General features: G+C 60.8%; 18 protein-coding genes. All 18 read left to right on the plus strand.

What is annotated here, in order from left to right:
* The first annotated feature begins 2 nt into the window (after window positions 1-2).
* The 18 genes from GCT19_RS22135 (at window position 3) to GCT19_RS22220 (ending at window position 14,011) form a co-directional block, all read left to right on the plus strand.
* A complete protein-coding gene (locus tag GCT19_RS22135) occupies window positions 3-1,232 on the plus strand; it encodes a site-specific integrase (RefSeq protein ID WP_018432891.1) in 1,230 nt (409 codons plus the stop codon).
* Window positions 1,229-2,191 carry a tyrosine-type recombinase/integrase gene (locus GCT19_RS22140; protein ID WP_152853153.1) on the plus strand — a complete coding sequence of 321 codons (963 nt, stop codon included), beginning with the start codon at window positions 1,229-1,231 and terminating at the stop codon, window positions 2,189-2,191. The genes GCT19_RS22135 and GCT19_RS22140 overlap by 4 nt, the downstream gene beginning before the upstream one ends.
* Window positions 2,188-3,192, plus strand: coding sequence for a tyrosine-type recombinase/integrase (locus tag GCT19_RS22145; RefSeq protein ID WP_152853154.1), 1,005 nt, complete (start codon window positions 2,188-2,190; stop codon window positions 3,190-3,192). Before GCT19_RS22140 ends, GCT19_RS22145 begins: the two co-directional genes overlap by 4 nt.
* 125 nt (window positions 3,193-3,317) lie before the next feature.
* A complete protein-coding gene (locus GCT19_RS22150) occupies window positions 3,318-3,917 on the plus strand; it encodes a DNA methyltransferase family protein (RefSeq protein WP_254898676.1) in 600 nt (199 codons plus the stop codon).
* A gap of 213 nt (window positions 3,918-4,130) precedes the next feature.
* A complete protein-coding gene (locus GCT19_RS22155) occupies window positions 4,131-5,807 on the plus strand; it encodes a PRTRC system ParB family protein (protein ID WP_018432899.1) in 1,677 nt (558 codons plus the stop codon).
* A gap of 86 nt (window positions 5,808-5,893) precedes the next feature.
* A complete protein-coding gene (locus GCT19_RS22160; RefSeq protein WP_018432900.1) occupies window positions 5,894-6,376 on the plus strand; it encodes a PRTRC system protein E in 483 nt (160 codons plus the stop codon).
* 8 nt (window positions 6,377-6,384) lie between these two features.
* Window positions 6,385-6,603: a PRTRC system protein C gene (locus GCT19_RS22165; protein WP_018432901.1), complete on the plus strand. Its 219-nt coding sequence runs from the start codon at window positions 6,385-6,387 to the stop codon at window positions 6,601-6,603.
* 96 nt (window positions 6,604-6,699) lie between these two features.
* Window positions 6,700-7,857 carry a PRTRC system protein F gene (locus tag GCT19_RS22170; RefSeq protein WP_026228182.1) on the plus strand — a complete coding sequence of 386 codons (1,158 nt, stop codon included), beginning with the start codon at window positions 6,700-6,702 and terminating at the stop codon, window positions 7,855-7,857.
* Window positions 7,857-8,585: a PRTRC system protein B gene (locus GCT19_RS22175; RefSeq protein ID WP_152853155.1), complete on the plus strand. Its 729-nt coding sequence runs from the start codon at window positions 7,857-7,859 to the stop codon at window positions 8,583-8,585. Before GCT19_RS22170 ends, GCT19_RS22175 begins: the two co-directional genes overlap by 1 nt.
* Before the next feature lie 6 nt (window positions 8,586-8,591).
* Complete coding sequence (locus tag GCT19_RS22180; protein WP_018432905.1) at window positions 8,592-9,233, plus strand: PRTRC system protein A; 642 nt, start codon at window positions 8,592-8,594, stop codon at window positions 9,231-9,233.
* The gene (locus tag GCT19_RS22185) at window positions 9,230-10,063 is read left to right on the plus strand and encodes a PRTRC system ThiF family protein (RefSeq protein WP_026228183.1); all 834 of its coding nucleotides are present in this window, start codon (window positions 9,230-9,232) and stop codon (window positions 10,061-10,063) included. Before GCT19_RS22180 ends, GCT19_RS22185 begins: the two co-directional genes overlap by 4 nt.
* Before the next feature lie 120 nt (window positions 10,064-10,183).
* The gene (locus GCT19_RS22190; protein WP_018432907.1) at window positions 10,184-10,564 is read left to right on the plus strand and encodes a hypothetical protein; all 381 of its coding nucleotides are present in this window, start codon (window positions 10,184-10,186) and stop codon (window positions 10,562-10,564) included.
* A 105-nt stretch (window positions 10,565-10,669) separates the two neighbouring features.
* Window positions 10,670-11,179, plus strand: coding sequence for a hypothetical protein (locus tag GCT19_RS22195; protein WP_018432908.1), 510 nt, complete (start codon window positions 10,670-10,672; stop codon window positions 11,177-11,179).
* Window positions 11,180-11,530: 351 nt separating this feature from the next.
* Window positions 11,531-11,857, plus strand: coding sequence for a hypothetical protein (locus GCT19_RS22200; RefSeq protein WP_035490444.1), 327 nt, complete (start codon window positions 11,531-11,533; stop codon window positions 11,855-11,857).
* A 96-nt stretch (window positions 11,858-11,953) separates the two neighbouring features.
* Entirely contained in the window at window positions 11,954-12,415 is a 462-nt protein-coding gene (locus GCT19_RS22205; RefSeq protein WP_018432910.1) for an outer membrane lipoprotein, read from the plus strand.
* A 95-nt stretch (window positions 12,416-12,510) separates the two neighbouring features.
* Entirely contained in the window at window positions 12,511-12,903 is a 393-nt protein-coding gene (locus GCT19_RS22210) for a hypothetical protein (protein ID WP_018432911.1), read from the plus strand.
* 8 nt (window positions 12,904-12,911) lie between these two features.
* Window positions 12,912-13,385, plus strand: a complete 474-nt coding sequence (locus tag GCT19_RS22215; RefSeq protein ID WP_152853156.1) for a hypothetical protein — start codon at window positions 12,912-12,914, stop codon at window positions 13,383-13,385.
* 215 nt (window positions 13,386-13,600) lie between these two features.
* Window positions 13,601-14,011 (plus strand): hypothetical protein, encoded by a 411-nt coding sequence (locus GCT19_RS22220; protein WP_018432914.1) that lies wholly within the window; start codon window positions 13,601-13,603, stop codon window positions 14,009-14,011.
* Window positions 14,012-14,077 lie beyond the last annotated feature (66 nt).

The raw sequence follows: 14,077 nt of genomic DNA on the forward strand, positions 1-14,077 counted from the left end.
CCATGAATGTCTTCGAAGCTCTTCCCGAACCTGCGGCGTCGCGACTGCGTGACGGGAAATTGGCGCCGCTCGCACAGATTTACTATGATCGGTTGTCGGCGCTGAAGTACGCGCCAGCCACGATCCGGTCGAGTTTGTTTTCCCTTGCGCACTTTTCTCTCTGGCTAAAGGGGCGAGCATTCGATCTAGCCAGCTTGGATCGCCACATCATCTGCTTTCTTGATCGTCATCTTCCCCGTTGTACCTGTGCTGCCCCGGTTCTCAGAAGCCGACGTCACCTCAGTGCCGCGCTCGGGCACTTGACGGAAGTCGTGCGCGCAAGCGGAGTTGGGGACGAGGGCCCGTGTGACGAAAGGGACGAAGTCGTGCTACGTCGCTTTGACGACTACATGTCGCGGGCAAAAGGTCTCGCAGCAAGTACGAGGCTGCGGCGAGTCGCAATAGTCCGAAGTCTGCTGTGCATGCCAACGAGCGCGATCAGTCCGACGGCCGCGGAGCTGCGCGCGTTCCTGACGAGGGAGTTCTCTCGCATTTCTACCGCTAGTGCAGGAGTGACGGCTTCCACCATACGGAGCTATCTCCTGTTCCGAGCAAGTGAAGGTGATCCCGTCACCCATCTGCTGCCCGTCGTCGCCAAGCCCGCGCATTGGCGCAATTCTGCACTGCCCAAGACTCTTGCTCCCGACGAGATCGAGCGATTGCTCCGGGCCTTTCCATCTGATCTGCCCTCACGCCTACGGTGCTACGCGATCGTGCGCTGCTTGGTCGACCTGGGCCTTCGAGGATGCGAGGTGATTGCCCTGAATCTCGACAACATAGATTGGCGAGCTGGCACTGTCTCCATCCAAAGGGGCAAGACCCAGCGGTCCGATGTCCTGCCGTTGCCTCATGCGACTGGCGCCGCCATCGCCGACTACATGCGTTTAGAGCGTCCGCTCACGACGAGTCGGCGTATCTTCGTTCGACATATCGCGCCGGTGGACAAGCCAGTGAGCACAGCTGTTGTTAGAAAGGCCGTTCGAGAGGCATATCGTCGCGCCGGCCTGCCGTACACCGGCGTGCATGTTTTGCGTCATACGCTGGCTCGGCGGATGCTCAATAGCGGCAGCACATTGAAGGAGGTCGCCGATGTGCTGCGCCATCGCGAGTTGGATGCCTCGCGTGTGTACGCAAAGGTCGACTTCGACCATCTAGCCCTCGTCGCCATGCCGTGGCCCGGGAGCGCATCATGAACGCCGCAACATCGATGCAAGACGCCGTGCGCCACTACGTCGAAGAACGCCGACGGCTGGGCTTCACGCTGAGGGTGGAGGCATACGCGCTCCAGCGATTCGCGCGCTTCGCAGATGCGCGAGCCCACCGCGGTCCGCTTACCGCAGCCCTGATGCTGGCATGGGCGCAAGAGCATGTGAGACGAACCAGCTCGGTGACAGCCGCCCGTCGACTGGAGGTGGTGCGTCCGTTCGCCGCGTACTACAGGCAGTTCGAACCAGACACGGAGGTCCCGACACTGAGAGTACTGGGACGCGGTCATCGGCGGCTGACTCCCCATATCTTCACTGACGCCGAGCTTGTCGATTTGCTGGACGCAGCAGGGCGGCTGTCACCCAGCTGGGCTCTGCGACCCCAGACCTACCGCGCGATCTTTGGTCTGCTCGCAGCGGCAGGGCTCCGGCTTTCCGAGGCGAGGCTTCTCACCCTCGGTGACGTCGACCTCCAAGTGGGATCGATCACCGTGCGCAACGGGAAGTTCCACAAGTCTCGCTGCCTGCCCCTTCATCAGAGCACGGTCAGCGAGCTGCAGTCATACCGCAACGCTCGTGATCGATGTCACAGCACGGAGATAGACTCTCCATTCTTCGCTTCGCGCAACGGCGGCTATCTCCGAAGGGAGGCCGTGGAGTACGTCTTTCGACGGCTGCAACAACAACTCGGCTGGGTAGCACGCGGGGACCACCCGCTTCCTCGCGTGCACGATCTCCGTCATACGTTCGTTGTACGACGCGTACAACGCTGGCGCGAGACGGGCCAGTCGATCGAGCACGCGATGTTCTGGATGTGCACGTACTTAGGTCACGCTAGGATCTCCCATACCTACTGGTATCTCACAGGGATTCCGGAGTTGATGAGCGCCGTCGGAGACCGGCTAGAGGACTTCGTTGAGAAGGGTACGATCGGGGGTGCACGATGAGCCGTCAGACTGCTACATCCTCTCCGGGACTCGTGCAAGAGTTCTTCACAGACTACATGGTGCAGCAGCGAGCCCTGAGCCCGCGCACCGTTGCCTCCTATCGCGATACGTTCGTGCTCCTCTTGCGATTTGCTGAAGCCAGGCTTGGTCTGGCGGCTCATGAGTTGGCCATCGTCGATCTGAACGCCAAGCTTCTGAGCGAGTTCTTGGATCATCTCGAAGTTCAGCGGCACAACTCGGTACGAAGTCGAAACGTCCGGCTCGCAGCGATACGGGCGTTCTTGAAGTTTGCTGCCAGGCGCGAGCCGGCGAGTCTCGGCGCGATCCAAAGTGCACTTGCCGTTCCGATGAAACGATATGACCGCAAGCTGGTCGGGTTCCTGACGCGCGAGCAGATGACGGGGGTGATCAATGTGGCGACGGACACCTGGATCGGCCAGCGCGACCGACTGATGCTCACCATCCTGTTCAACACTGGTGCCCGCGTCTCTGAGATCATCGGCGTGCGCGTTGGCGACGTCGTGCTCGGTCCGTGTAGCAGCATCAAGCTACGGGGCAAGGGCCGCAAACAGCGGTCGTTGCCCTTGTGGAAGAGCGCTGCAAAGGGGGTACGCGAGTGGTTGTATCTGAATCCGCAGTTGGTTGAAGACTCGCCATTGCTGCCCACGCGTGATGGCCGCCACATGACGAGGGCCAATGTCGCGCAGCGCCTGCAGCTTGCTGTAGAGGCAGCGTCAGTCCGATACCCTGAACTGAGGTCGATGAAGGTCTCCCCGCACGTCGTGCGTCACACGACCGCGATGAGCCTGCTACAGGCCGGTACTGATGCCTGCGAGATTGCGCTCTGGCTCGGACATGAGAGCCCATCTACGACGCACATGTATGTGGAAGCGGACTTGGCGATGAAGCAGCGTACCTTGGCTCGGCTGAAGCAGCCTGAGGCAAGGCCAGCTGTCTATCGCCCACCGAAGGCACTGCTGGCCTTCCTGCAAAGTCTTTGATTATGTGAAGCTTGATTTACTCGGAAAGGCCCGTCACGAGGGGCACTTCTTCGTGATGGGCCTAGCTTCGCATAATCCTCGACTTCGCATTATTCACGCCTTACACCGTCTCCCGGATGATGTCGATGATGCTGATGGGCGATTGCGGTGCCGAAGTTCAACGGCGCGGCTTCATCCGGCTTCAGGAGCCCGCATGTGGCGCTGGTGGCATGGTGATCGCTGCGGCGGAATCGTTGCATGCTGCCGGCCACAACTATCAGCAGGTGATGCACGCGACCTGTATCGACATTGATCCGTGTTGCGTCCACATGGCCTATGTGCAACTCTCGCTGCTGCACATCCCCGCCACCGTGGTACATGGCAACGCGCTGTCGATGGAAGTATGGGGCACGTGGTACACGCCTGCGCACGTGCTGGGCGGCTGGACCTTCAGGCTGCGACGGAGGGTCGAGGCAGAACTGCTTCGGGATGCTGTCGCGCTCGAGCACGACGAGCCAGTCGAAGAGATCGCAGTAGCTGCCCGCCACGATGCGGGTGGCGATGCGGTCGCAACCGGAATGGATGAACCCGATGTCGCTGTACTGGAACGGGCAAACGGCAACGCCGCAGACATTTCTCCTGTTCGTGAGGCAACGTCTCTGGCGGAACTGTTCGAGCAGTCGCTTGCGAGCGGTACGCGCGAGCCATCGGTGTTCGACACGATCGACCAGTTGACGCTCTTTTGAAACCAAGGCCCACCCGAGAACGGTGGGCCTTGGTTCTTAGCGATATGGAATTGTGAAGCTTTCCGCTGAAACGCCGGCGGATCGTGACGGTATCTTTGATGAACCTACCGCGTCGCTGACGCATCGACCCCGCCGGCTCGCCCGGCATCCATCTTGACCCCATCGGGAACCACTCCCGATAGGGAGCAGGTTCCCCTCTCTGGAGAACCTGCAATGCAACAACTTACTGCACCCCTGAAGCGCATCAAGCTCGGCCGCAATCCCCGGACGTATTTTGATCCGAAGGCGATGGCGGAACTGACCGAGTCGATTCGCGCGCATGGCGTCGACACGCCGATCATCGTTCGCCCTGTTGTCGAAGACGACTTCGACTTCGAGGTGATCGCAGGTGGTCGTCGCTATCGCGGCGCCATGGACGCTCACGGTGAAGACTTCCCGATGCCCATCGTTGTAAAGGACGTCGATGAAGTCGAAGCGCGCCGTATTGCGCTCACCGAAAACATCCAGCGCGACAATCTCTCTCCTGCCGAAGAAGCCGTCGATGCCGCCGAGCTGCTCGGGCTGCACGGCGGCGACCGCGACGTGACTGCCAAAATCCTTGGCTGGTCACGCTCGACACTGGACAGCCGCCTTGCGCTGCTGAACTGTTCGAAGGCGGTGCTCGACGCGCTGAGCGAGCGGAAAATCAATATCGCTCACGCCGAACTGCTGGCGGCGCTCTCGAAAGAGAATCAGGACAAGGTCCTGCCTGTCGTTGTCGCTGAGAGGCGGTCGGCCGCTGATGTGCGCAAGCTGGTGGAATCGGCGTCGTGCGCGTTGGCTCCTGCCATCTTCGACAGGACGGACTGTGCGGGCTGCCCGCACAATTCGTCGACGCAGGCGCAGATGTTTGGCGAAGCGATCGGCACGGGAAACTGTACCAACCGGACCTGCTTCAACGAGAAGACGGAGAAGCAGCTTGAAGTGACAGCGGCAGGCCTGCGTGACGAGTTCCAGACCGTGCGTATCGTGCGTGCCGGGGACAACAACACGCGCGTGCAACTGGCTGTGGAAGGCGCGAACGGCGTTGGTCTCGAACAGGCGAAAGCCTGTCACGGTTGCGCAAATTACGGCGCAGCAGTGAGTGGCCTTCCTGATTCGTTTGGTAAGGTCTATCGCGGCCAGTGCTTCGACACCATCTGCAACATGAAGAAGGTGGCGGCTCGCATCCAGGCGGAGAAGGCTGCATCGCAGCCGGCAAAGCCCGACAGTGCAAAGTCCGCACCAGCAGCCAAAAGCGCAAGTGCGGGCAGCAAGTCAGCCACTGCTCCGGCGTCCACGAACCCCTCGGTGACGGTCATTGCCGAGTCCGAGAAGGTGAAGGCCTATCGCGTGAAGCTGTGGCGCAAGGCCTTGCGTGCTGATATCGGCATGAATCATGAACTGGCCCGCCAGTATCTGATTGCAGTCGTGCTGAGCGGTCATGCACGTCAGGTCGACGATGCTGCGTTCCGCAAGTTCTTCGAGCGGATTGTTGGCAGCGAGGCACCCGTGTCCAACCTGCCCAAGGCGATCGACGCCGTGCAGGCAGCGAAGGAAAGCTCACAGGCGGACCTGATGATTGCAATGCTGTTCGCCGCAATCGAAGGTCTGGATGTGACGTATCTGACGCAACTGTGCAAGTCGCACAAGCTGGATCTGAAAAAGCACTGGAAACTCGACAAGGAGTTTCTGGAGCTGATCACGAAGTCCGAGATGATGGTGCTGGCCGACGAGATCGGCATCCGCGCCGCGCTGGGCGACAACTTCAAGAAGGTCTTCGCGAAATCGAAGCCGGAAGTCATCGAGGCGCTCCTCAAGGTCGAAGGTTTCGACTACGAGGGCAAGCTGCCGAAGGTGCTGAAGTTCTGAAATCGCGGGGCGCGTTCTGCGTCCCGTCTCCCCTCTATATGTATACGCCGCCATCGCGCGGCGTCTCTCCTCTTTCGAGGTATTCAATGTTTCAACAACTTGAAGCGCTGGTGCGAGCCAGCGGCAAGCTACAACTTACGCTGAAGATGGACAACGACCGCATGGCGGTAGTGGTGGTGCCGCAAGGCGAGGGCAAGGACGCTGCGCTGCGCCAGCCGCTGGTGCTTACTGGTACGGCGGCCGAGCTCGACGAGGGCTTTGCTGCGGCGATCGGTTCGTACTCGACGGCTCATGCGTCGCTGTCCGAACAGGTCGCGGCAACCACCGCGATCCTGCAGGAAGCGGAAAAGAGCCAGGCGTCCAAAGCGCAGAAGTCTCTCGCAAAGGGCGGTAAGACGGCACCGGCGAAAGCCGGTCAGTCGAACGCCAGCAGTGAGGGCGATGAGGACGATGAAGCCGACAACGATGATGACGAACAGTCAGCGTCTGCGTCGGCCGCGCCGGCTTCTGCAACGCCAGTGGATGCCGGGAAGTCCTCCGGCACCGATCTTCTTTCCCTGCTCAGCTGAGGTTCGCCATGTCCATTTCCGTCGCCCGTCTGGTTCGCGAGTTCGTCTACAACGGCGTGAACTTCGTCGATCCCGGTCCGACCTTTTCTGCCGAAGAGGTGCGCGATCTGTATTCCGCCCAGTATCCGGAGCTGACCACGGCCGCAATCGAGGGTCCGGTCTACAACGGGGAAACCGCCCGCTACACGTTCATGCGTGCAGCAGGTGCCAAGGGTAGCGATGCGTAAGCAAGCGCTCATGCAATGCATCGCCGATGAGGCAATGCCATCGTCCAATGAACCGCTCGAAAGGGCGGTTTTTTTTCATGACAAGGAGATCGAGCAATGTTCTTCGATCCTCGGCCGGCTGATGCGCACGTCGCTCTTGACGGCGTCAGCTGGCAACCGCAGCGGCGTGCCGTTGCCCGACGTCGAACTGCCCATGATTTTCTGACGCTTCCGGATGTGTCGTGCGACGTTGTTGCGCGGCCGTCGATGAAGTGGCCGCATGACGCAGGAGTAGCACGGCTCGTCGCGACTCATTTCGAGTCCGGCGCGCTCCGGGCGTCCGATGTGGGCAGTTACGAAGGCGCCGGCCACGCGATGGCGCAGGCGCTGTTCGCCTGGATCAGACGCCAGTGCGGCACGCTCAAGCGGCTGACATTCAGGCCGGTACTGCTCGATGTGGCGTCTGTCCAGGACCAGATCATGTATCAGGACAACGCGTCGGAGTTCGAGGTGAGCTCGCCGCTGTATCTGGGCATCGACACCGTCGAGGACTACGTCTACATGATCGAAGACCGGGCGGCGCCATTGATCCAGGCGCATCCGCGGCTGCTCGCCACCGCGCTGATCCTGATCAACCGCGCAGCCTTTCGCACGCTGTGGATGCGAACTCCCGATGACTTCCTTGGGATGTTTTCGCAATGGCATTGGGATGGCGATCCGTGGTGTACCGATGACGAGGCGATCGAGATGCTGAAAGACCGCTTTGGCGACGACCCACAGGAGTACGAGCAGTACCTGCCGTCCGTTGTTCGCGACGAGCTTTGTCCGGACAGCATGGAGATCGGCCGGTACGACCTGCGGGCTCACCGGTGGCGCTCATTTCCTGCACTCGGCATCGAGTCACTGCGGCGTCTGGGCTATACCCAGCGTGGCTGGATACGCGAGCTGTGCGCGGAACTGGAGCATCTGACGGTTCTGCTCACGAAGGCTGGTCGCCGGAACCTGTTTGACTGGGCGTTCAGACCTGAGGCGATCTATGCCGCCACGTCCATCGCGGCGTGCGACGGACCGTATGTCGGCGATGTGCTCGATACGCATTACGAGTATTTCAGCAACGGCGGCGACGGATCGTGCTTCCACGGTTTCATCGCGCTTGCCACCACCCCTGATGACATCCGCAAGCAGTACGCGGACCTGTCGTTGGGCTTTTCCATTCTTCGTCAGGTTGACCGCGTGGTTTCACTGATCACGCGCGATCCGCAGGGGACAAGTTAATGAAAGACGTTTTTCTGTCGACGGGGCATTCGGTCCCGCTGTCTGTGACGGGAGCGATCCTGTTGTATTCGGGTGTCGCGAGCACGGACAGCCCGGTCTATGCCACGGCGCATCCCGTCACGATCAAGGGCAAGCGCCCCGTGATCGGTGCGGGACGACCGGTGGACCGCGGCGCGCTGTTCACGGCGCTCGATTCACTTGCCGAACGCTGTGCGGCGAAGGCCGAGTTTCTGCCGGAGAGTGTCCTCGCGATCGACCGCACCGCTGTGACCTGGTGGTGCCGGCCGACGATGCAGCGGGTCTTCTTCGACTGCCCCGAGCTTGGCAACATCACCGCGGTGGTGCCTCATCCGGGCCTGGTCTTTCAGGCGCGCAATAGCGGGTTATACGTGTACGCCGTTGACGGCGCCGCACGGCCAACACCTGACACCGCATTGTACGAACCGCCGTATTTCAACACCTGGGACCACGGTTCCATCTGCATTGGCTCCGCACGTGTTCCCGATCGCATCGACATCGCATCGATAAGCGGCTGGGAAAGCGGGTTCTTCGAATCGGCGTTCACGCACCCCAATGCGGGTGGCAAACGTGTCAATCACCCACGAGGCGAATTTGCATTCTGGAAGGAAATGCTGGCCGGCAAGTACGGCGAGCAGTTCCCCCTGCAATGTCTCGTGCCCATGAAACGGACTCTCGGCGATCTGATCGCGCAGGGTCCCAAAGGCTAAAACAACATGAATATTCTCGATATGACGCTGCAACGGTCGTTTCCGACCGTCATGGTCCCGCGCAACGAAACCATCGCAGAGATGCTGACGGCGGGTGAGCGGTTGCTGATTGCGGAGAATGGTGTGTTCCTTGAAGTCCGGCGTCCGTGGCTATCGCTGGTGCGCCAGGTCGCGGAATTCAACGTCCGCACGGCCATACCGTATGGACGGGTCACGCCGTCCACGCGGCTGCTGTGCGAAACCATTCCGGCTGACCTGGTGGGTGCGTTTGCCGAGATGGCCCGTAAGGCGCATCCCATGGAAACCGGGGCGTGGATTGTGTGGAGTCCGTCGACGCAGGCCTTCCGGCTCGCGCCGGTGGGCATCGTGACCCATACCGGCGGTTCGCTGAAGTATCAGCCTCCGGCTCTCGCCGGCGACGAAGTGCTGGTGATGGACTGCCATTCGCATGGCAGGCATCCCGCGTACTTTTCGTCGACCGACAACGACGATGACCGGCATGACGTGAAGATGGCGCTTGTCATCGGCAACTGTGACCGTTCGACCCCGAGCATCGCCGTGCGCCTGTGCGCGAAGGGGATCTTTGAGGAGACGGAGCGCGCGCCGGCGTCGTGGTATCAGGCGGTGCGCGTGCGGGAGGCGGCATGACGGATGCGATCAGACATCAAAGTCCGGCGCACATGGCGCAGCGCCCCTGGAGAGTCATCGTCGTTGGAGCGGGCGGGACGGGCAGTGCTGTTCTGCCAGCCCTCGCGCGGTTGCACCACGCCATGATCGAACTGGGACACCCCGGCGGGATCGAGTGCACGGTGTACGACGACGATACGGTGAGCCCGACTAACGTTGGACGGCAGGGGTTCTATCCGAACGACGTGGGCAGTTACAAGGCCTCGCTGATCGTGAACCGGCTCAACATGCTGATGGGCACCAACTGGCGGGCGGTCACGCAACGCCTGAATGGTCGCACGGCACTGTTCAATGTCGATCTGGTGATTGGTTGTGTTGATACGCGTGCTGCCCGCAAGGCAATTCTCGACACAGTCGGGGAAACGCACGCGTATTACCTCGACTGCGGCAATGACACGGATCGCGGGCAGGTGGTGCTTGGACAGACCATGCCCAGGTGTCAGAGGAAAGCCAGTCCGGACCGGTTGCCGCATGTGGGCGACCTGTTCCCGGACTTGGTCGACCCGTCGAAAGATGCTGACGACGACACGCCGTCCTGCTCGATGGCCGACGCGCTGCGCAAGCAGTCGCTGGTCATCAACTCGGCCATTGCGGTTCAGGCGTTCAATCTGCTCTGGACGCTGTTCCGTACCGGCTCGCTGAAATATTCGGGCGTGTTCGTGAACCTGGCAACCGGGCGTACGAACCCAATCCCGATTGACCCTGCTGCGTGGGCACGCTTCGGATACGAGGCACCCAAACCCAAGGAAAAGAAGGCTCGAAAGAGCCGGAAATCCGCCGCAGCAGACTGAACAGCCGCTTCCTTCGGGAAGCGGCTTTTTTATGGAGGTTGCAAATCGCTATACCTGAGAGCAGCGCATGTCGTTGCATCCCTGAGCTTCATTCCTCAAACACTTTTACGGGCACACACAATGCCGAAAAACTTTTTCTCTAAAACCGCGCTCGCTCGCACTGCCAGCGCTCCGTATGCGCATGCAAATGCGCTCGTCATCACTCTGCTTGCACTCTTTCTGGCGGCGTTTCACCGCTACGAAGGCTTCGCCGAGCCGTATCAGGTGTGGTTCCGTCTCGACGAAATCCAGTATCCCTCGCGTAACCGCGTGCTGGTCGCCGGTACGTTTGCCGTCGTGTACTTCGTCGCTTCGACGCTGATGCACGATGGACGCCAATACCTGGCCAGCCACGATGCGGACCAGTTGATGCAGATGCTGGCGGACGTGCTCGGTCTCGGGCTCGCGCTGGTCTGGCTGTCGTGGCCTGCACTGGAGGACGGCGAGCCCAGTTTCGCCTGATGCCGTCTGAACCCGCTCTCGCGAGCAGCATTCCTTAGAAACCTTCCCGCGCGGACCGACAACCCGTGCGGGTTGCTCCGCGCGGCTATTTCACGAGGAGCAACAATGAACGAAACGGCCGCACGTATCAAAGCCGCCGCACAACGCATGCAAGGCGTGATCATTGAAGTCGATGGCGACGAATCTCTTTCGATCGACGCACGCGCGCTTGACGGCATAACCGACGAGGGCCTGTTCGATCTTGAAGGCGAACACGCGGCGAACCTGATTTCCGAGGCTCGCGCGTACGTCCTCATCGTCGACAACGAAGTGACCTTCGAAGATGCCCTGTCATCTGCCGTTGAAGGCTATCTCTCGAACTATCGTGAGACGACTGTCGCACAGGCGATCGACCTTGCGTTCTGGGACGCCTTCAAGGTCGACGGTAGCCATATGGCGACCATTGGCGCTATCGAGGCCAGGTCGTGCGTCGGCGAAGCCGTCGTCACGCTGTTAAACGACGTTCAACGCATCTGCGTGCGCCCGACCGCCGACGGAGGCGGCATGGAACCCGACATGATCGGCGTCTTCAAGGCGGGCGCGTATCGACAGGCGCGCGTCTGGTATTTTGGCTAACCCAACGTTGTTCTGAATTGCGCGGCCCGCGGGCCGCGCGCGAAGTCTGACATCAGCGCTGGTCCTTCGGGATCAGCGCTTTTTTTTGCGCTGCCGCTCGCGTGAAGCAGGGAGAACTTTAAAAGCGGGGCGGTTTTCTCGATGTTTCCAGGCTGGCCGCGCTTCGGACTGGCCTAGACTGGCCGTATCACCCGCGCTCTTGCGCATCGAAAGAACACTCTGGCTTGCCGGAGTGCGTCCACCTCGGACCGACGAATGTCGGTCATCCACGACGGGTTTCCGCCTGTCTTTGACCCTGCTGGGAGCCATTCCCAACAGGGAGTCGGCTCCCTTTTTCTTAGGAGCCGCACCATGCTGCTGCAAGTCCCTGTTTCGCATGATCACGTCGCGACATCCCCAAAGGCGTTGGTCTCTCAGGCCGAGGCATATGGCAAGTCTCGGGAACTCCTGAGTCTCGTGTACGGCCAGGGTTTCCGTCAGGCGACAACCGCCTACACCTACGACATGTTTTCCCTGAACCTCGTTCGTGAGTTCCCCGATGCTGTTCCTGCAAAAGGACGCATCGCAGGAAGCGACGAGAACGTGTCGTGGTTGGTCGGTAGTCAGACAGTGGCGATCTGGAACCCGGAGAAGGCTGTCGGCGTCACCGGATATTCGAACCACGTTCGCACCAGTTAATCCTTCATCAAACCGCTTGTGTTACCGCGGTTGAATTCTTCCCGTCAGGGCAACCTCCCTGATGGGACGGTTGCCCTTCAATTCTTTGAGGCAACCATGTTCAAGATCATCATCAGTCTCGTTCTCGCATCCATGCTGTCCGCCTGCGCCAGTACCGATTTCGGCTCGCCGAATACGTATCAGCGTTACGACGTCCAGCGCTCAGGCACGGTTGAAGAAGCGATGGTAATTCGCACTCGCGCCATCACGATTGAAGCGGGCTCGGATAACTCTGGGCTTACTTCGCTGATCAGCGCAGGCGTCGGCGCGTTCCTCGGTAGCCAGACCATCGGCAACGGCACAGGACGCTACATCGCGGGGGCCTTGTCGGGCGCTGCATCGGGCTTTGTCGCACAGAAGGTTTCACAGGCCATGTCGCAGCGGTCAGGGCTCGAGATCATTGTCCGCAAGAATTCAGGCGCCACTGTTGTCGTCGCTCAACCCGACGACCAGCGCTTTGTCGCGGGCGAGCACGTGCTTCTCGTTTCGACCAATTCGGGTCTTCGCGTCACTCACTGACCAGCTCTTCAGATGCCGGCACCAGCGCCGGCGCATTCCTTCATCGCGAGGTGTTCCCTAAAGGGCACCTCGCTTTTTCTTTTTCTGAGGCTGAAATGCTCAAGATTCCAAAGGTGTTCCATGCCGACCGGCGTAGCGCCGGCGCGGCAACGGACGCCGCCATCACACACCACGCGACGCAGATGCTGCGTCGTGTCGCCCGCGATCTGCGTTTGCGTTCCGGCGAGCACGAAATTGTCACCGAACCGGCTCGCCGCAATCGCGGTTGCCGCGTCACCCTGCGAACCCCGGCCCTCATGCTGGAGGTTGCAGACTCCCCGACGGGGCGTAAGGTCGCCGTTTCGTTTCGCACGCGTCGCGGCCGCTCCGATCTGTCGGGCGGTGGTGACAACGCGGTTTCGCTCGAGCAACTGTCGTCCCGTGAGGGCTACGATGCGTTGCTCGGCGGCTTGCGGCTTGCCGCAGGCCTCGACAGCGAACGACGTTAGGAGGCGCGATGGAAATCGTCGAGATCCAGGTCGAGTATCCGTCGGGAATGACAATTTCCGATCGGGCGAGCTACCTGCGCGAGATGGAGCAGGTCTACCCGTCGGAGCGCCTGCTGGGCATACTCCGCGAAGTCTGTGTCACGGAAGCGCCGCCCGCTGTATCGGCCCTCATCGACGGCGCTACCGTACGTCTGGATGCCAGAACCGATGGCAGTTTTGGCATCAGTGAGACGCTTCGGCGCAGCGGGGCGGAAGGAGTCGTCGTCCGCCTGTTGCAACCGTTCACCGATCCGACGAAGGATCAGCAGCAGCAGTTTGGCCGCTTCTGCCACACGATCGCAGCCGCAGCCTTTCTCGGCGCGGTCGGGGTGTGGCATTCGACTCAGGAATGGACGCTCGAGAGTATCAAGCTCGAGGCCAGTATCATCCTGGGTTTGATGATAACGTTTGTTCGTGGCATGCATTCCATGAAAGGAGAATGAGCATGGACATCAGCTATCTGATTGTCGGCGCTGCGTTGGCGCTTTACGGTCTCGGCGCGCTGATGGACCGCAATGCCCATAGGGCACAGCGCGAACGTCGGTATCCCCGCATTCCCCGCTAGACGCTACTGTCAACGGCTCGCCAGGGCGAGCTGCATTTCATCAAAGGCCGCACCTTCACAGGTGTGGCTTTTTTATTTTCCGATCCGATTCCCATGTCCGAACTTCTCGAACCACCGGTCGTGCATGCCAGCACGGCGTTTGATCCTGCTGGAAAAACCATTAGCCAGGTTGTGAATCACATTGCCCGGACCCTGCGCCAATCCGAGATAGAACCGGAATGGATCGTGGCGGCCAACTTCATCAACGATCCGAACGAAGACTGCTACGGCCTGTCGGCTTCACGAGACTGGCCGGACAGCGGGACCGCGCGCCGACGGCTGGCGCTATCGGTTGCCCGCGGAAGCTCCGAAGGCTGGATCATCCAGATTGATTTTGTCCAGTTCGTCGCTCTCGGCGAAGCTGGGCACTGGAAGAGCCAGCCGGTCCTGCGCATCAAGACGCTTTCGCGCACGCAGGCGTGGGCGATCGCCGCGGTTGTCTCGCGGATGCTCGACCTCGACTGATTCGATTTTCTTCACTTTTTTTGCAATCCCGGACGGGGCCACCTCCCCTGATGGGGTGTTGGCCCC

Origin of the sequence: Paraburkholderia atlantica (genome assembly GCF_009362785.1) — a bacterium.
Taxonomy (GTDB): domain Bacteria; phylum Pseudomonadota; class Gammaproteobacteria; order Burkholderiales; family Burkholderiaceae; genus Paraburkholderia; species Paraburkholderia atlantica.